The sequence below is a fragment of the Tsuneonella troitsensis genome, assembly GCF_001441535.1.
GTDB classification, from domain to species: domain Bacteria; phylum Pseudomonadota; class Alphaproteobacteria; order Sphingomonadales; family Sphingomonadaceae; genus Tsuneonella; species Tsuneonella troitsensis.
In genome coordinates this window covers 1-19,025 of record NZ_LMAU01000006.1, presented here as the reverse complement: position 1 = coordinate 19,025, position 19,025 = coordinate 1, and the positions used below count along the sequence as shown (strand labels likewise).

Sequence of the window (19,025 nt, the reverse complement as noted above, 5' to 3'; positions counted from 1 at the left end):
AATGCTCGATGGTTATGGCCAAGCCAAGCCATCGCATGGCGCATGCTTGCCAACGATGCCGCGACCATTACCGTCGCGCATCTATGCGTCTGATCCTTGCCCTCGCCCCGCTCGCCCTCGCTTCCACTCCCGTCGCCGCGCAGGAGCCGCTCGACCGCGAGGTCGCGACGATCCTTGCCGAAGCGGGACCGGGCACCCGCTGGGGCGTGATCGTGACAGATGCGGATGGGCGCGAAGTACTGACGGTCGATCCCGACAAGCGCTTCATCCCTGCTTCCAACACGAAGATCTTCACGACAGCGGTAGCGATGCACGCCGCAACGCAAGGCGCTTTGCCGGAACCCGAAGGGGCCGGCGCCAGGGTGCGCCTCGAAGGCAAGGGCAAGGCGCAGGACGTGATCCTCGAAGGGCGCGGCGATGCCCACCTTTCGGCGGCGGCGGACTGCGCGACCGATTGCCTGTCCGTCCTGGCCGATGCCGTTGCCGCCAAAACGCGCCGGGTCCGCAACGTGGTGGGCGACGACACCGCCTTTCCCGATCAGCGCTGGAGCCCGGGGATGAGCTGGAACAACATCCCGACGCGCTATGGCACCGGGATTTCGGCGCTGACGGTCGACGCCAACGAGATCACCGCGAGCGTTGCGCCCGGCGCGGTCGGCGCGCCGCCGATCGTAACGCTTCCCGCGTATTACACAGTGCGGAACCTCGCGACGACGGTGGCGGGCGACAAGGCGGAGATAGGATACGACCGGGCTCCCAACGGGCGCGAACTGCTGCTGACGGGGACCATCGGGGCCGATGCCAAGCCTGAAGAGCTGAAGCTCGGCGTCGACGACCCGGCTCACTACGCCGCGTGGCGGCTTGTCGAGATGTTGCGCGCGCGCGGGGTGAAGGTGACGGGCGACGCGCTCTCCCGCCATCGGCCCATGCTGCCGACCGACGATCCCAAGACGCGCGGCGACACCGCGCCCGTCGGCAAGCCCGGCATCCCCTCGCTCGCAGTCCTCCAGCCGCCCCCGCTCGGAGAGACGTTGCGGACGGTGAACAAGGTCAGCCAGAACCTTTATTCGGAGCTGCTATTGCGGCGTGTGGGCTGTATCTCCGGCACCTGCTCGATCGGCGACGGACAGGCCGCGGTTGCCGCGATGCTGGTCCAGGCGGGTGTCGATCCCGGCGCGGTCGCCCTTTCGGACGGATCCGGCATGTCGACCTACAACCGGGTTTCGCCCCGCGCGACCGCGGGATTGCTGCGCTGGATCGCGGCTCAGCCGTGGGGCGGCGAGTGGCGGCAGACCCTGCCCGTCGGCGGGATCGACGGCACATTGGGCAGGCGTTTTGCCGGGACGGCGCTCGCCCAGCGCATCTTCGCCAAGACCGGTTCGCTCAACGCCACCAACGCGCTTGCCGGATACATGATCGCCGCCAGCGGGCGCGAGCTAACGTTTGCGATCTACGCCAACGACGTGCCCGAATCCGTGCGCGCGACCCAGTTCATGGACCGCGCCCTGCTCGCGATCGCGGCAGCTAACTGAGCGCGTCGAACGCGGCGATCACCGCGTCGCCGGTCGCCGGGCGCAATTCGAAGATCCCGTTGTCGACGTGCCGCGTGGGATGGACGCGGTTGGTCAGCAGGGTCCAGGCCAGCCCGCGTTCGAAATCGATCCACAACCCGGTGCCGGTGAACCCGGTGTGGCCGATGGTCTGGTCCGAGCACGCATCGCCGCCCTGCCATCCGCGAAACCGCGCTTCCCACCCCAACGTGCGCTCCTCCCCGTGGCGCTCGCGGATCGCCCCGCGCACGAACGGGCTGGCTCCCGTGCCGTCGAGCAGCCCTTGCGCGAAGTCGAGCACGCCGTCGACGGTGCCGAAAAGCCCCGCGTGACCCGTCGCGCCGCCCATCGCGAAGCAGTTCTCGTCGTGGACCTCGCCCTGCATGACCCGCCCTCGCCACGAACAGCGTTCCGTAGCTACGGCGGGGCCGGGCGGCGGGCCGTACGACAACCCTTCCCTAAGCGGCCAATCGCGCAGGCTCGCCCCGGTCAGTCGCTCGATCGCGATGCCGAGCAGGATGAAATTGAGGTCCGAATAGACCGCCGGCCCCTTCGGCCACTCCCGCTGCAACACGAACGCACGAAGCCGGTCCGGATCGTCGCCGTAAGTGTAGATCGGAAACACCGCCGGCAGGTGCGTGCGATGCGCCAGGCAGTCGCGAAATGTCAGCCTGCGCTCGGCCGCGCCGACTTCGTCGTACTGGCGCAGGTCCGGCATGGCTGAAGTGATGAATTCATCGAGCTCGATAGTGCCGAATTCCGACATTTCGAGGATCATTGTGGTCGTGGCGATGACCTTGGTCAGCGAGGCAAGGTCGAACCAGTGCCCCCTCGTCAACGCCTCACGCTCTGGCTCGATCGCCGCAAAACCGTCGAAAATCACGGCACGCTCGCCCGCTACAGTCACCACTCCCAAAGCAGCACCAGGGATCGCACCGCCCCGGACCGCCTCGGCAGACAGTGCAAACGCGCGTCGGGCAACCTCATCGATCATGCGCCGAACACGCTCTCGGGCGTCACCACCCGCTCGTCCGCCTGCCTCGCGCGGATGCGGACGATGACCGGTATCAGCACGATCGCCGCGATGGATGCGACCGCGCTGAGGATGAAGAACCCGTCATAGTCGATCGCCTTCTGCATCGTCCCCGATGCGCCGGCCAGCAGACGCGCCAGAAGGAAGGCGAAACCCGAGAGGAAAGCATATTGCGCCGCAGGAAAACGCGGGTTCACGAGCATCGACAGGTAGACGACGAAGACCGTTCCGGCGAACCCGTTACCGAACTGGTCGAGTGCTACCGATGCGTAAAGCTTCCAGGATTCGGGTCCGCTCCACCAGAGCCAGGCGTAGATGAGGTTGCCGATAGCCGCCAGAACCGCCCCGAGCGCCAGCGTTCGACCCAGCGGCCACTTGGCTGCCATCCATCCGCCCAGCGCCACGCCCACCATGCTCGCAGGAAGCGCCACGAAGCCGTTGGCGAAACCGATCTGGTCGAGCGAATAGCCGCGCGCATTCCACATCGGATGCGACAGCGTCAGCGCCAGTACGTCTCCGACCCGGTACAGCGATACGAACGCAAGCACGGCCAGGGTGCCGAAGCCGAAGCGCCAGAAGATGTCGACATACGGTCCGATCGCCGCGGATCGCCTCCACGGCGCATCGGGTCCCATCCGGCGAATTCGCGGCAGGGCCAAGGCCATCGCGACGAACGGTAGCATGCAGATACCCAGCACCCACGGCGTGACGTTGGAACCGGAATCGATGCCGAGGGATGCCGCAGCTTTGAGGGCCGTCCAGCCGACTGCCGCGGTGATGACCGTTGCCGCGATAAGTATAGCCGCACTCGCTGCAAGACCGACGCCCAGAGCAGCGGCTCGGCCTCCCCGCGCGCCCTCTTCGCGGCGCATCGCGGCAAGGATCGGAAACGGCAGGAACGCGAGCACTGCAATCCCGAGATAGGCGGCCGCCCAATCGGCCCGTGCGGCGATGAAAGCAGCGCCGCTGCCCGCGGCCACCATCGCGCTGCGATAGCCCCACAGGTTCGCCGCCACGACCGGTCCCTGTTCCGCCTGCGTCGGAGCAAGCTCGATCCGCCAACCGTCGGCGGCGATCTCCAGCGTCGTGGTCCAGAACGCCAGGGTCACCGCGAACAGAGCGGTTAGCGGCAGGCTGGAGTCGTCGGCGGTCGCCGCCATCCCCACCATCGAGGTCACGATGCCTAGCTGTGCCAGCATCAGCCAGCCACGCCGCCTGCCCCAGAACCGCGTGAACCCCGGAACGTCGAACCGCTCGAGCAGCGGAGCCCACAGGAACTTGAACGTCGGGAGCAGCGCGATCCATGCGAAAAAGCCGACGATCGCGATGTCGATGCCGTGCTGCGCGAGCCGCAAGGTCAGCACCGCGTTGAACATGTAGAACGGCAACCCGGCGGAAAAGCCCAGCAACAGGTAAAGCGCCTGTATGCGGCGCACCGAAGCGGAACCTCCGCCGGTAGCCGGCACTGGCATGGCGGATGCGGTCATCGCGGGACCTTAGGACAGGTAAAGGCGCGGCGCGAGATATCCCGCGCCGCGCCAGCTTTTCACATTACCGTTCGCGATCAGCGCAGCTTGATCCGCACGCCGATGCGATAGGTCCGCCCGAGCAGATCACTGTACGTGCTGTTGGCTGCGAGCCCGGTTTCCGGAAGGAGGATCGGATCCGCGTTCAACAGGTTGGTCACGTTCACGAAGAACTCGCCGTTACGACCTCCGAACGTGTCGAATTTGAACGTCGTGTTGAGGTCGACGTAGAACGAACCCTTGATCCGGTTGTTGTCGTATGTCGGGGCGGCAGACGCTTCGGCTGCTGTCCGACCCGTCGGACAGGTACCCGGTGCACATTCGATGGCAGTGGCGGAATAGCGTCCCGCACTCACGCCGCGAGCGACACCGGTAATCGAATAGGACGGGGTGTCGAAGGTGGCGCTGACCCGGTAAATCCAGCTCGGCGTGCTGAACTGACCGCTGTTGACGCCGGTCGTGTCGGTGACGGTGGCGCCCGGGATGCCGGTGTCGATGATGTTTTCGAGGTAGTGCGTCGCCAGTCCACGAAGGACGAAGTTGCCGTCGGAATTGCCGAACAGCCGGTCGAGCGAGGTGCGGTAGGACGCCTCGAAATCGATACCACGCACAAGGCGGGACTGGAAGTTGAACGGCTGCGTGCGGATCAAGATCCGCGCCGCGTTGGCCGGGTCCGGCGCGATCGCCGTGCAGACATCGGCCTGGCCCTGGAAGCACAGGTTGATGATGTTCTGCGCGCTGAGGCTGTCGATCGCATCTTCCAGTTCGATCTTGAAGTAATCGACCGACGCGCTGAATCCGGGGATGAAGCGGGGCGAGAACACTCCGCCGATGTTCCAGGAATCGGCCTTCTCGGCGTCGAGATTGGGATTGCCCGATGCAAGACCCGAATAGCCGATGCTGGCGGTGTTGTAGACAACGCCATTGAGCGGGGTCGCCGTGCCGGTCGCTGCGTTAAAGAACGGATTGCCGACCGAATCGGTGTTGGCGGTGCCGGCGGCGAACAGTTCGTTGAGGTTGGGTGCGCGGATGTCGCGCGAGCGAGTTACGCGCAGGCGGATATCCTCGATCGGCTGCCACGTCGCACCGGCACGCCATGTCGTCACGTAGCCCGAGGTGGAATAATCGGTCGCACGCACCGCGCCGTTGAATTCGAGACCGAAGCCAAGCGGCACGACCGTTTCGAGATAGGCTTCCTTGACGTTGAACGAACCCTTGCTGGGCAGGTAGTTACCCACCGACCAGAGGTTCGTCGTCGAAATCGCCTGGCCTGCGGCATTGCGGTTGATGACCGGCTGGAATTCCGCGGGGACGAAACCGTCGATCTCTTCCTTGCGGTATTCTCCGCCGATCGCGATGCCGACATCGCCCGCCCATGTGGCGAACGGGGTCAGCGACAGGTTTGCGCCTGCGACCGTCTGTTCGACGACCTGGTCGCGATAGGGATCGCCCAGCACGTAATCGATGGCGGCGGCAGAGGCGACGCCGATGCCCAGGCGATTGAGCGGAACGCACGCCGCATCGTCGTTGGTCGCGTTGGCATCAAGGTTGATGACGCACTGGATCGAACCGGCGGAATAGCCGCGCGGATTACCGGCCTGCGCGAACGCGACGTTGGTGGCATTGGCCAACTTGTTGCGGTTGTCGGCTGGGCCAGTCTGCATGATGTTGCGGAGCTGTTCGCGCAGGTTGGCGCGACCGTACTGGCCATAGACGTCCCAGCGTGCCGTGTTGCCGAACGCCTCGAAATCGCCCTCGGCGCCGATGACGTAGCGCTGCACTTCGCGGCGGTTGTTGATCGCTCGGAACGGAAGGTCGGCGGCAGTCGTCGCGAACGTGACGCTAGTGATCCCGGCAAGTGCCGCCGGGCCGAGCGTGTTGTACAGGAAGGCGTTGCAGGTGAGCGGTGCATTCGTTGGCGTGGCGGTACTGCATCCGGTGGCCGTAAGGGTCTGGCCGGTCGACAGGTTCGGCCCGGCGTTGAAGAACACCTCCTGCCAGTTGTACGAAGCTTCGGCGAACAGGGTCACCCCGTCCGAAACGTCGAAGCTGAGACGCCCGAATACGCTGCGGCGGTCGTCTTCCGGATCGAGACCGATGCGGCGTCCGGAGTCGTTGACGCGCCACGAACCGCCCTGCGTGATGGTCGGCGCGGCGGTGCCGGTCGGCGACGGAAAGGTGTTGGCGCCGTACTGATACTGGAGCACCTGGCCGCCGTCGCCGAAGTACAATCCGCGCAGGCGATTGGCCGTGCCGCCGGCGGAGCCCGTGATCAGGCCGCCGGGAGTCGAGTTGGCCGCGCCCACCTGAAGCAAGGTGGTGATATAGCGCGGATTGGTGCTGTTGACCGTCCAGGTCGGGTCTTCGAACCGGACATAACCGCGCTGGTTCCATTCGCGGTCGTCGGTGCTGAAGATACCGTCGCGATGGGCGATTTCGCCGCTCAGGAGCAGGCGTCCCCGGTTGTCGGCGAACGCCAGTCCGGCCGCCGCGCTGATCGAATAATTGAACCCGTCGCCGTAATTGGTGATGCCGGTATCTGCCTCGAGCTTCAGACCTTCGAAGTCGTTGTCGAGGATGAAGTTCACCACGCCCGCGACCGCGTCCGAACCGTAGGACGCCGATGCACCGCCGGTCACGACGTCGACCCGCTCGACCAGCATCTGCGGGATCGTGTTGACGTCCACCACGCCTGTGATCGTCGAAGCGACCGAACGGCGACCGTTGAGCAGGACCAGGGTGCGGGTTTCGCCGAAGTTGCGGAGGTTGAGGGCGTTGATGCCGGCCTGACCACTACTGATGTTGAGACGCGAGTTGGAGGGGCGCGTCGATCCCGCCAGCGCGGGCAACTGGTTCACGAAGTCTGCGATGTTGTTGGTGGGCGAAGTGTTCGCGATCTCTTCGGCGGTCAGCACCGTGAGCGGCGTAGGCGCCTGGTAGCCGTCGCGCACGACGCGGGTACCGGTCACGATAATATCGCCCGCGGGGGTGCCCGCCGTCGGCTCCTCTGTCGCATCCTGCGCGCTCGCAGCGGGAGAAAGCATCAGGCCCGCAACCGCGGTGGTGGCGAACAGGGCATTACGGATATTCTTCGAGAAATGCATGACTTCCCCCCATTGAAAGCTATCCGGCCCGATTATCAGGTTGTTTTGCCGTGTGACAGGTTCGCTGCACTTTCTCATAACCTGAGGCAATCATGTTACAACCAAACGGGATAGGCCGATGGTTTCTTCGCCAGGACCATCTCGCGAGGGCATGTGCCTTTGGAACGCAAGCCGCTGCTCGCCCTTCGGCAGAGTGGGTCACCGGCCTCGCCAAATCGGTAACCCGGCCGTTAACCTTGTTCCGAGACCTTACGCTCATCCGTGGTCCGTATCTGATAGGGCATGCGAAAGGGTCATCTCCTCCGCTTGCCGCTGCACCGGTCGATTGCCGGAGCGACTGCGCTTATCGCAGCCGGTCTGTGCGCGCCGGCCCAGGCTGCGGGCACCATCGATACCGCGCTCGCCAAGGCGCATGTTATGCGCGATGCCGCCTCCGGCTGCGCGATCTCGCCGCATCCGCTTTCACCTGCAAGCGCGCCTTTTTCCGCCGGCAGCAAGTCCGCTGCGCTGCTGGGCGGCGCGGTCAGCGCGCTCGACGCAATCAAGGCACAGCAGACGGTGCCCGGCCCTGCACTCTCGCCTTCCCCGACTATGCTCGCCGGGATCGCGACACCGCGTGCGGCTCTTTCGCCGGGGATCGACGCGTCCGTCAGCCCTGCCGCTTCCTGCAACGGGCTCGTGGCCAGTCGCGTCGCAGCGCAGCCGGGCACGCTTTCCCCGTTTGCCGTCGTCCCGCCAGACCCCGAGAACTTCCTCGCCAGCAAGCGCGTTCGCATCGGGCAGACGAACTTCGACAAGGATTGGAAACGGGTCAGTTCCGACACGCTTTCCGTGGGCCAGCTCAGGCGCCACATGGGCGCACTTCCCGCAGCGCGTGCCGATGCGCTGGCGGCCGTCAATCGCTGGGTGAACCGGCGCATCCGCTATGCGGAAGATCGCGACCAGTACGGGGTAGGCGATTTCTGGGCAGGGGCACGCAAGACTCTGAAATCGGGTAAGGGCGATTGCGAAGATATCGCCCTGGTGAAGATGCAACTGCTCGCCGCGGCCGGCATTCCACGCGACGACATGATCCTGACGATCGCCCGCGACCTGGTTCGCAATGCCGATCATGCGGTGCTGGTGGTTCGCACCGATGCCGGGTACCGCCTGCTCGACAACGCGACCGACGACGTGCTCGATGCCGCGCCCGGCCACGACTACCGCCCGATCCTCAGCTTCGGCAACCAGACCCGCTGGTTGCACGGGGTCTGACGCAGGGACGCGCCTTCAGCGTTCGGTGAGCGCCATGTCGAAGGCCTTTTCGATCGGCTTCAACAAATAGGTCAGGATGCTGCGGCTTCCAGTGATGATCTCTACGTCGCAGATCATGCCGGGCACGATCGGCAATCGCTGACCGCCCTTGTTGATGTAGGATCGGTCCGTCTCGATCAGCACGGTGTAATAGGCCTGTCGCTCCGCCTCGTCGAAAATGCTGTCTGCGCTGATCTGCTGCACCTTTCCGCGCAGCCCGCCGAAGATGGAGAAATCGTAGGCGGTTACCTTCACGTTCGCCGTGTCGCCGACCTTGATGAAGGCGATGTCGCTCGGCGCGATCCGCGCTTCGACCAGCAGCTTGTCACCCACCGGGATGACCTGCATGATCTTTTCGCCCGCGTTGACGAACCCGCCGACGGTGGTGATCTGCACGTCGTTGACGATGCCGTCGCTCGGTGCACGCAGTTCGTTGCGCTGCTGCCGCGCCGACGCCCCGCGGATCGTCTGCTCGTTGACCGCGATCTTGGTCTGAAGCTCGCTGCGCTCGGTCAGCGCCTGCTGCCGGAAATCGAGGCGTGCCGCGGACAGATCCGCCTGCGCCTCGTTGATACCCGCCGCGGCGCGAGCGGCAGCCTGGCGCGCCGCCGACAGTCGCCCCTGCACATCTACAAGCTCGCGCTGGGCTGTGAGCAGTTCGGTCTGGGGGACGATGCCCTTGGCAGCCAGCGGGGTGAGCATGTTCACCTGCTCACGCGATAGTCGGACGCTATCCTCAAGCGACGCAGCGGTCGCCTGAGCCTCGCTCAGATCGCGTCGGCGTTGCTCTACCGCGGCAGCCAAGGCATTCTGACGGGACTGGTTGGTTGCCACCCTCACCTGCTGCAAGCGGCGCTCGTCGGCGCAATCGGCGCCCTCGCATCCCAAGGCGCCGCCGCCGGCTTCCCCTTGCAGGCGATCGGCACGGATCGCGAGCCGTTCGGTCTCCGCCCGCAACTGGCCCAACTCGGACGAAGATTGTGCGTCGTCGAGCCTGACGAGAAGCTGTCCCTTTTTCACGGACTGACCCCCGCGCACCAGGATTTCCTGAATCACCGCAGGTTCCGCAGGTTGAACCAGTTGTGCCTTGCTCGATGGGATGACCTTGCCCATTCCGCGAGTGACCTGATCGACCTGCGCGAACGCAGCCCAAACGATCAGCAACACCACGCCGAGCGCGGAAACGGCGATCAGTCGCCGGCTGGCATCCCAGTTTTCGTACCTCTCACGAAATTTCACGCATCCGGCTCCTTGGGAGCCGCGGCCTGGCTTGCAGTCGCATCGCCCTGGACTGATATGGTGGACTTGTACCCCGTGCTTAGCTCGGTGGGATCGGGAATGGACAGGCGCCAGGTCGTCGTGGTGTCGAGCCTGCCGCCGACGTCGATCGGAGCATGGCGATCGCTGGCGTCCGGTGTGACCGTTAGGCCGGGCACGAACGCGTCCTCCGGCTCGGCCATGACCTCTTCCGTCAACCGCGCGTCAAGCGCAGCCCGGAGGCGGTTCATGTTCAACTGCGGGATTTGCTCCACTCCGGTCCAGCGGTCGCCGAACGCTCCCTCGCTGCCGACGCGGCCCGGAAGCCGGTAGAAAATGTGACGTCCGATCTGGGTCAGCTTGCCGAGCGTGAACGCCCAGCGGGGCACGACGTAGTCGGCATGGTAATTGGTCGCCGTGCCGACGGAAGGCTCGGTAACCCCTGCCAGCGCCTCCGCGGCGATGCGGCGGGATTCGTTCCATTGCGGAGCGGCCGGCGCGCGCAGCAGCGAACCGTCGCAGGTGAAGCTGAACTGGCAGACCCGCGCATTGGCCCCTTCATAGACCACCCCGCATACCGAGTTGGGGTAAGCCGGGTGCTTCAGCCGATTGATCACCACCTGGGCAACGGCCCGCTTGCCCGTTTCGGGCTCGTTGGCTGCCTCGTAATAGATCGCCTGGGTCATGCAGCGCAGCGCGGTGCCATATGCCGGCGAACTGGTGCCGATTGCGGTGAACGGCGACATCCGACCGACCGGCAATCCGCTGATCGGGATGAGCGCATTGCGATCAACCGCGCTGTCGCCGGTGACCACGAGCGCCTGGTCGACGCCGGTGGACATAGTCGCGATCTGGTCGCGCACCGAATTGCTCACGGGGACCGCCGCACTCGCCGCCCTCTCGGGCGGAACGAACGAGGACGCACCCAGCGCTCCGGCGACGATCGCGAACAGGATAGCGCCCCTGACCCAGCCCGATCGGGCAGTGGCGGCGCGCGGCAACCTTTCAGCCTTTTCGAGAGTGAGAGCGGTCATGTCGTCTTTCCTGCCAAGCCCGATCGGGCGATCACTTCCTGGATCGGTCCGTCCGCCACGACACGACCGTTGTCGAGTACGATAAGGCGCTGACAGACCGCAAAAAGCGCCGGGCGGTGGGTCGAAATGACCAGGGTTTGCCCTTCCGTCATGGATTGGGACAACCGCTCGACGAATAGTTGCTCGGTTTGCGCGTCCATCGCTCCAGTGGGTTCGTCCAAGAACAGGAGTTCGCACGGACTCACGAGAGCGCGGGCCAGCGACAGGAACGACCGCTGGCCGCCGGAAAGGCGACGCCCGCCTTCACCCACGGCGCGGTCGAATCCGCCTGCATCGCGCGAAAGGAACTGGTCCGCACCGGTGGCTCGCAATGCTGCCAGCATCTGCTGATCGCTCACGTCGCGGCGGCCCAGGGCGAGGTTTTCCTTCACCGATCCGGTGAAGATCGCCGCATCCTGTCCGACGAAGCGAAACGCCTCACGCAGTTGCTGCGGACGGTACTGGCGGCTGTCGAGACCGTCGATCAGCAGCGCGCCTTCGGTCGGCGCATAGAGACCACACAGGATCCGGCCCAATGTCGACTTGCCCGATGCGACACGCCCGACGATGGCAACCTTCTCGCCCGGAGCGATCGTCAGGTTGAGCCCATCCAATGCCGATTGCGAAGAATCCGGATAGCGGAAAGAGAGATTTTCCAGTTTGATCGTCGGCCGCTCAATCCGCCCGAGCGCCAGTGCACCGGTCCGGCGTCGTTCGTCGTCGCCATCGAACAGGCGTTCGATGCTATCGAGGGTCTCCTTGGCTTGGCGGCCACGGGTCAGGAGGAACGCGATCTGCCCTGCCGGAGCGAGCGAGCGCGAAGCCAGCATGACCACCGCGATGATGGCCCCCATGGTGATCTGCCCCGCGGCGAACAGGTAGTAGCCGCCGATCACCAGCGCGACGGTGGATATCTGCTGGAAGGTCTGGGCAAGACCGATCGCGAGCGAGTTGATGTGCCGCAGACGCTGCTGCGAGTGGACGCCTGCTTCGGCGAGGCGCCGCCAGCGACCGATCATGCCGCCTTCGCCGCCCAAGCTCTTGAGCGTTTCCATGCCGGTGAGGGACTCGACGAGCAGGGTTTGCTGCAGGCCCATGTCGGCCTGCGCGTCCTGCGCCGCCTCGACCACTCGCTTCTGCAGGATCCAACCTGCCACAGCCATCGCTGCGATGATCACCAGCGGGATCAACGCCAGCCAGCCCGCAATGATCGCGATCACGCCGACGAAAATGAACAGGAAGAACACGTCGACGATCAGCACGACCGTCGTCGAGGCGAAGAATTCGCGAACGGTCGCGTATTCCGAGACCCGGGCCGCCAGCGCGCCCGTGTGGCCCTGCTTGCGGTCGAGCGGCGCAGCGAGAAGCCGGGAGAATATCTTCTGGGACAGCTTGAGATCGAGGCGCCGCGATATCTCGTCGATCACCTCGGTGCGCGCCCGGCGCAGCATGAATTCCAGCGTGAAGGCGATCACGACGCCCACTGCCAGCACCCACAAGGTCGCCTGCGCCCGATTGGGAATGACCCGATCGTAGACGTTCATCGAGAACAGCGGCAGGGCCACCGCGAGCAGGTTCACGACGACCGAGGCTACAAGAACAGGAGTAAACGCGGGGACTTCTTTGCGTAGTTCGCCCCAGAACCAGTGGCCGCGGCCCTTGGCGTGCCACGGCGCCTCGTCCTCGCGCTGCTTGTCGGGGTCGCCGTAGACCATGATGTAACGGGTGATCGCCGCCGACTTCAGCGCCGAACGACTTTCCCATCGTTCGCCGACGTATGGTCGCCAGACGAGGACGTCGCCCTCGCGAATCTCGAGCGCGATGGCGAACTCGCCCGGTCCGAACTCGACAAGCGCCGGATAGTCGGACGCCTGCGCGGGAAGACGACGCCTGACCAGCGGCTCGAACCCGAGGTCGGCGACCTCGAGCGCGGCTTCGGCCTGATGTCCGGGCAAACGCCCCGTCTCGTCGCGGGGCAAATATTCGAGTCGAGAGACGTCGAGCGACGGCCCGAAACGCCGGGACAGTTCGAGGACGCACTCCACCAACGGGTCGGCCGTTGCGCCCTCGATCACTTCACCTTCGATCATCATACTCTGTCCGTTCGCGCGTCCTGCTTATCCTCTAGGGATAAACGCGACGCTGTAGTTCGGCCGGGGCCGGCGGTCCGAAGTCGAACCGGGTCCGCTCCTCCATACCTGCACCTGCGCCCGGAGCGATGCTCAGGGCGTCGAGCAGGTTGTTGGTCGCAGCAAGCGTCTGATATTGCGCGAAGAGCTGCGAGAAGCGCGAGGTTTCGAGCCGTACCTGGGTGTTGTACCGCGTGTTCTGCGCATCCAGCACGTCCAGCAGCGAGCGGCGGCCCACGTTGAACTGGCTGCGATACGACAGCAGCAGATCGTCGCTGACCTGGCTCTGGCGTTCGACCTTGCCGACGATGTCGGCCTGGCTGTTCATCGTGGTCCAGGCTGTACGAACGTCTGCCTCGGCTTCGCGCTGCAGTTCGTGCAGACGATACCTGCTCTGGCTGGCACGACGGACCATCTCCTGCACCTTCGCGCGGTTGATGCCGCCGTCGAAGATGTTCCAGCGCATCACGGCGCGCGCCTGCAGGTCGTTGGTCTCACCGCGGAAGCCGTCGATGTCGTCGCCGTAGCGCCCGCGCAGTTCGACGCCGACGGTCGGGTAGAGATCGCCTTCGGCTGCCTTCACCATCGCGGTCGAGGCGTCGACGTCGGCCATCGCCTCGCGCACCTTGGGGTGCTTCGTGCGAGCAAGGCCGACTGCCTCGTCGAGGCTCGACGGAAGCGCCGGTGCGAGATTGGGCGGCAGAACGACCTGGCTGATGTCCAGCCCGGTCAGCCGCTGCAGCTCGATCCGCGCATCCTGCAGGTCCTGCTGCGCCTCGGTCTGACGGACCAGCGCCGACTGAAGGCGCTCTTCCGCCTGCTGCCGGTCGGCAATGCTGATCGAGCCCTGCTCGACCCCCTTGCCGAGATCGCCCACCAGCATCTGGTGGAACGTCACGTTGTCGGTCGAAGCCGCCGCGACGCGTTGCTGCAACAGGACGTCGAAGTACTGGCGAGCAATCTGCAGGGCGATGAATTGGGACCGCTCGACGACGCGAAGCGAGGCCCCGTCGACCCGCGCGGCCTGGCGCAGCAGCTCTCCCCGGCGCCGACCGAAGTCGATAAGGGTCCAGTCGAGCACACCGCCCACTTCGAGCGGATAAAGCTCCTGGTCGGCGATGCCGAGGTTGCGCCGGGTTGTGTTCTCGAGCCGGCGGACACCCGCCGATGCCTCGAGGTCCACGCGGGGAGCGTAAAGACCCTGGGCCTGCTTGCGCTCGGCCTGGATCGCCTCGGTATTCATCTGGGCCTGAATGATCTCAGGGTTCGATTTCATCGCCACGGAGACGGCCTCTTGAAGCGTTACCGGACCGGAGTCCTGAGCGAGCGCGGCAGTGGACGTCGATGCGAGCAGGACCGCTGTTGCGATCGATAGTGTGTACTTGCGCATAGTAACCCCTCGAACTGTTACCGAACGCCGATTTCAACGCGGCGATTCTGCGGATTGCGGACCCCATCTTCGGTTGGGACACGCGGCTCTTCTTCGCCGCGGGCACCGGTGGTGATCGCGGATTGCGGGACGCCCATCGACGCCATCAGCGCGGCGACCGCCTGTGCGCGTCGTTCGGACAGACCGGTGTTGTAGGCATTGCTGCCGGAACGGTCGGCGTGACCGATCACGTCGAACGCCGTCCAGCCACAGGCAGCCGCGTTGGTCGACACGAACTCGATGGTCTGGTTCGCATCGGCCGGAAGGGCCGCCGAATCGAATTCGAAGAACACGATCCCCGGAAGACGCTGGCTGCACACTTCGGATGGCGGCGCGGGCGCGGCGGGCGGCGGCGGCGGTGCCATCGGTGTCGAAACCCGGTTCATCAGGTTCGACGCCATCTCGCATTTCGAGATGCTGACTTCGTCGCGCGTGGAAGACTTGAGATAGCCGAGAGCGATCCCGCACTGGACCTTCGCCTCGTTCGCCCAGACGTACCGCGGGTTGTCACCCGACACGATCGCGGGATCGGTCGAGAGGGTCAGCGCGGCGTCGTACCGCTGCTGGATTTCGGACCGCAGCGATCCGAGGTCCAGACCGGATAGCGAGCTATCCTGGGCCAGCCCCGGCACTGCATACGCCGCGACCGCGATTGCGATCGTCGATACAAGCGTCTTTCTCATCATTAACCCCCGTTCCTCGAAGTTCAGGCCTGCGCCGCAGCGAGCATGCTCGCGTCGTCGTTGGCTTCGGGCATTGCGAACACTGCGAACCCGCCGGCGCCGCCGAGACCCTGCGAAAGGAGGTCGGCCATTCCGTCGTGCGACATCATTGCGAAGGCCGGACCCTGGCCCAAAGGCGCGAAATGATCGAGCAAGCCGTCGATCATGGCTCCGCCTGCAACATCCGCCAGCACGTTTCCGGCCATGGCGAACCCGCCTTCAGGCAGATGGCCCTCAGCGAACTGCGGCTGCCCGAGCGTCAGCAGCCCGTCCATCACGCCTTCCGTGCCCATGGAAGCGAACAGCGACGCACTTGCGCCTGCTCCGCCAAGGTTGCTTTGCGCCGAAGCGAGATAATCGGTTGAAGGTGCGCCCTGGTCGAAGTCCGGATCGTCGGTGACGATACGCGCCTCGGCAGTTTCGCCGCGGATGTGAGCGGTTGCTTCGGTCGGTTCATCGCTCGCATCGCGATCGGTTCGATCGATGGTGACCTCGTTCGACCTGCTGTCGGAGTTGGCGACTTCCCGTCCGGCAACACGAGCGGTTTCCATCGGCGCCGACTGAAGCGACGAATGAACCTCGGAAAGCGCAGGCTGGGCCGCAAGCGGAGCGGCCTGAACGATCGCCCCCGCAACAGCGGCGGTGGTTACGAGTTCGGCCGTCCGCTGGCTGTCCTTCGCCTTGGTGGCGAAAGCCGCGTCTGCGACGCTGCCGGTCGATCCGTCGGCTCGAGTGAACGTGGACGTTCCGAATACGTGTACTTCGCCATCGGCCGCCTTGTAGGCATTCCCATCCGACTTCAACGAGATCGAGACGATACCGGCGTCGCTCAAAGTGCGGAACTCGCCAGCATCGGACACGCCGTCACCGTCGAGATCCTGCCAAACGCCGAACTTGGCGAAGTCCGCGTCGTTCGCATCGAGAATATCGCCGTATCGGGCGGCAAGACCCTCTAGGTCGGTCAACCCGTTTCCGCCGAAGACGATCTCCGCGCCTCCATCGACCGTGCCGTTGCCGTTCGCATCGATCGCCAGCAGTGCGTCGTCCGAACTTGCCCAGGCCGTGGCCACGCCATTGCCGTCGCCGTTATAATCGAACACCGCCCCAGCAGAACTGTCGACAAACTCCGCACCGTCACCGTCCAGGTCGAGGACGACCGGCGTCACGGGGTTTAGCGTGACCGCGATCGAACCGGTCGAAGTGTCGCCATCGCCATCGGTGAGTACCACCGGCAGCGAGAAGCTTATTGGTGCACCGATAGCAGTGAAGTTGTACGCGAAGGCACCCAGGGCGAAATCGTCGCCCGGCAACGTGCCGGCTCCTCCAGGGACGGGGCCTCCTGCCACATTCTCGACCGTGAAGGCCTCGAATGTCGCATTGGCCTGAGCACCGAACGTGACCGAGTCGCCCTGATCCAGCCCCGAAATGACGATCGCGTTGCCTGCGTCATAAACGGTGTAGTGAACGCCAGCAGTCAGCGTGGTCCCACCCGCATTCTTCACGATGATGGTGGTATGATCGAGGTTCACTGCGGTGTTGATACCGGGCAGCTGCACATTCGATTGCGAGGTGGCGTTGGTATCGTCGACGTTGCTAGCAGTAATGCGAACGGTTGCCGTCGATTTCGCCTGCACTACCGTGAAGGTCGCCTGCGTCACGCCAGAGTGGGTGTCGTAGAGGTAGCCTCCGGCATTTGCCTCATCCAATCCCGGATCGCGCCGTAGATCCTGCACGAAATCGACACGCAGCGCTTCGCCGGCATCGATCCACTGATTGCTGACCCCGATATCGGTCGCCGAAGTGTTGATCGTCCCACCCGTAGATGGCGTGAACAAGATATCCGTCGAATTCGGATTCGGGTCGTTGGCAGCTGCGATGTCGATGGCAGACCCATTTACCAGGTCGGGATCGACTCCGTTCCACTGGTTCTGACCAGCCTTGGTTGCAGAGAAATCTGAAATCTTGACGCCGCTGCCGTTGTCGATCGGCCGGTCGAAATCGATCGTATAAGTACCGGTGATCGGATCGATCGTGGCCGTGAACACCGTGAGAGCAGGCGCCAGGCCGTCGCCCGGGTTGGCGTCGGTGGACGCGATGAGCGACCCGTTGGGCTGCACGTACAGGAAGATATCCTGCCCGCCCGATTGGAGAATGCCGCTTCCCCCGGTAAGCTTGGTTCCGTTCAGGGAAGCGGCAAACCGGATCGAGCCGATGCCGTCGGCGCCATCGTTGTCGAAGATGTTGTTGCCCACCGTGTCGAGCAGCTTGTTGGAGATAACTGCCGTACCGGTATTGATGGCCGAGGAGGCTTCCGGCGTGAAGTTGGTCGGCACGTCGTCCGAAACCTCGACGTTCACGCGGTTGGTCGCTTCGTCACCGTCGCTGTCTGTCGCGATTACGTTGACGTAGCCCAAGGTCTTGAGGTCGTCCGCGTTGATCCCCGGATGCGCGTCGTAATTGTCCGACAGCGTCGCGGTCACCGTTGCGGTATTGCCCGTCTTGACCAGATCCAGCGTGACGATCGTGAGTCCCGAACCAGTGTCCTTGCCCACGATCTGCGTGTCCGACACGCGGGTCCAGGTCAGGTTCGAACTGTCGAGCGTGGTCAGGTCGTTTGCGAACGCGATGGTCGTGATCGGGTCCGATCCGGCCGTGAACACGATCGCATCGGCGTCGGTCACCGGCACTGCCGGAGAGGTACCGTCGGCCAGATTCTCGTCATCAACCGTCAATGTGATGTCGGTACCCGCCTGCGGACCCGGCCCGTCGGTGATTTTCACCGACTGCAGAGCTTCCGATGTGTCGAGATCGCCGTCGGTGATGCGGTAATTGAAACTCGCATCGACGTCGGCATTGCCGACGTTGTTCACTGGCACCGGATCGAAGCTCCAGCTTCCGTCGGCGTTAAACACATAGGTGCCCTTACCGACCACGATGAAGCTGTAATTACCGCCGCCAAGGTTCGTGCCGCTCGTGATCGCAACGAACCCGGATCCCAGGTTTACGTGCGTCAAAGTCGCACCGTCAGCACCCCTCACGTCGTTCGCCAGCAGGTTCGTGCCTGCAGTCGGACCGGCGGTCTCGACCACGGTCAACGCGGGGCCGGCATTCGCCGTCGGAAGGTCGTCGACGATGCGCACCACCAGGGTGTCGCCCGCAGCCGTGCCGCCCAGGCCCGCCACCGACAGCGCGATCGCGTCGTCGAACTCGGTCCCGGTCGCACCGACCTTGCTGTCGTTGTCGATCGTCGCCTTCAGCGTGTAGCTGTAGCTCACCGTCCCGCTCGTCGCGCTCCCGGTGTAGCCGGTCAGCGTCAGCGTGCCCTCGCCCGTGTCGACCACGCCGTTCGTGGTGCCGAACGCCTGGACCTGCGCCAGCGTGAACACCGTGCCCCCGATCGTCACCGTCGCGATGCCGTCGGTCGCCGAGACCGTGAACGTCCCCGTGCTCGTCTCGCCGTTGCCCGCTGCCTGCGACCCGTTGGGGTTCAGACCCGACTCGAACACCGTGTTGTCCGGGCCGTTCGCCGCCGCGGTCACCACGGTCGCGCCGTCGTTGGCACCCGTGATCGTGATCGTCAGCGTCGCCGGCGACACGTCGCCGTCGGCATCCTGCATCGTGTAGTCGAGCGTGTACGTCTTCAGGTCAGCCGCGGTCAGCGCCTGCGTCGCCGCACGGCTGTTGTCGAGCACGTAGCTGTAGCTGCCGTCAGGGTTGAGGGTCAGCGTGCCGTAAACGTTGAGATCCGCGATCTCCGCCGCATTGCCCGCAGACCATGCCGTGAAGCTCTTGGGCGTATCGGCGCCCGAGGCATCGTTGGTCAGCACGTTGCCCGCAACGTTGCTCACGCCGTCCTCGACCACACCGAATGGACCGTCGTTCAAGGCCGTCGGAAGGTCGTCGACGATG

At 64.8% G+C, this 19,025-nt stretch carries 11 protein-coding genes; 2 read left to right on the top strand and 9 right to left on the bottom strand.

Annotation, left to right across the window (positions count from 1 at the left end):
- Nucleotides 1–83 precede the first annotated feature (83 nt).
- Nucleotides 84–1,532, top strand: a complete 1,449-nt coding sequence (gene dacB, locus AR323_RS12575; RefSeq protein ID WP_057884338.1) for a D-alanyl-D-alanine carboxypeptidase/D-alanyl-D-alanine endopeptidase — start codon at nucleotides 84–86, stop codon at nucleotides 1,530–1,532.
- On the opposite strand, the gene AR323_RS12570 is transcribed toward dacB, so the two are convergent.
- The 3 genes from AR323_RS12570 to AR323_RS12560 form a co-directional block, all read right to left on the bottom strand.
- Entirely contained in the window at nucleotides 1,525–2,544 is a 1,020-nt protein-coding gene (locus tag AR323_RS12570; RefSeq protein ID WP_057884337.1) for a serine hydrolase domain-containing protein, read from the bottom strand. The two genes, dacB and AR323_RS12570, sit on opposite strands and share 8 nt — an antisense overlap.
- Nucleotides 2,541–4,070 (bottom strand): MFS transporter, encoded by a 1,530-nt coding sequence (locus AR323_RS12565; RefSeq protein WP_235510627.1) that lies wholly within the window; start codon nucleotides 4,068–4,070, stop codon nucleotides 2,541–2,543. Before AR323_RS12565 ends, AR323_RS12570 begins: the two co-directional genes overlap by 4 nt.
- Before the next feature lie 77 nt (nucleotides 4,071–4,147).
- Entirely contained in the window at nucleotides 4,148–7,213 is a 3,066-nt protein-coding gene (locus AR323_RS12560; RefSeq protein ID WP_057884336.1) for a TonB-dependent receptor plug domain-containing protein, read from the bottom strand.
- A 282-nt stretch (nucleotides 7,214–7,495) separates the two neighbouring features.
- Between AR323_RS12560 and AR323_RS12555 the strand changes: the two genes are divergently transcribed.
- Nucleotides 7,496–8,467 (top strand): transglutaminase-like cysteine peptidase, encoded by a 972-nt coding sequence (locus tag AR323_RS12555; RefSeq protein WP_235510626.1) that lies wholly within the window; start codon nucleotides 7,496–7,498, stop codon nucleotides 8,465–8,467.
- Nucleotides 8,468–8,482: 15 nt separating this feature from the next.
- Here AR323_RS12555 and AR323_RS12550 read toward each other — a convergent pair whose 3' ends face one another.
- Genes AR323_RS12550 through AR323_RS12525 form a run of 6 tightly spaced genes read right to left on the bottom strand, consistent with a single transcriptional unit; the run spans nucleotide 8,483 to nucleotide 19,024 of the window.
- Nucleotides 8,483–9,745: an HlyD family type I secretion periplasmic adaptor subunit gene (locus AR323_RS12550; protein ID WP_057884335.1), complete on the bottom strand. Its 1,263-nt coding sequence runs from the start codon at nucleotides 9,743–9,745 to the stop codon at nucleotides 8,483–8,485.
- Nucleotides 9,742–10,797: a cell wall hydrolase gene (locus AR323_RS12545; RefSeq protein ID WP_057884334.1), complete on the bottom strand. Its 1,056-nt coding sequence runs from the start codon at nucleotides 10,795–10,797 to the stop codon at nucleotides 9,742–9,744. The genes AR323_RS12550 and AR323_RS12545 overlap by 4 nt, the downstream gene beginning before the upstream one ends.
- On the bottom strand, nucleotides 10,794–12,929 hold the full coding sequence (locus tag AR323_RS12540) for a type I secretion system permease/ATPase (protein WP_235510625.1): 2,136 nt from the start codon (nucleotides 12,927–12,929) through the stop codon (nucleotides 10,794–10,796). Before AR323_RS12540 ends, AR323_RS12545 begins: the two co-directional genes overlap by 4 nt.
- A 31-nt stretch (nucleotides 12,930–12,960) precedes the next feature.
- Entirely contained in the window at nucleotides 12,961–14,355 is a 1,395-nt protein-coding gene (locus AR323_RS12535; protein ID WP_057884333.1) for a TolC family protein, read from the bottom strand.
- A gap of 17 nt (nucleotides 14,356–14,372) precedes the next feature.
- Entirely contained in the window at nucleotides 14,373–15,080 is a 708-nt protein-coding gene (locus AR323_RS12530) for an OmpA family protein (protein WP_057884332.1), read from the bottom strand.
- Nucleotides 15,081–15,100: 20 nt separating this feature from the next.
- Complete coding sequence (locus AR323_RS12525; protein WP_083495427.1) at nucleotides 15,101–19,024, bottom strand: beta strand repeat-containing protein; 3,924 nt, start codon at nucleotides 19,022–19,024, stop codon at nucleotides 15,101–15,103.
- Nucleotide 19,025 lies beyond the last annotated feature (1 nt).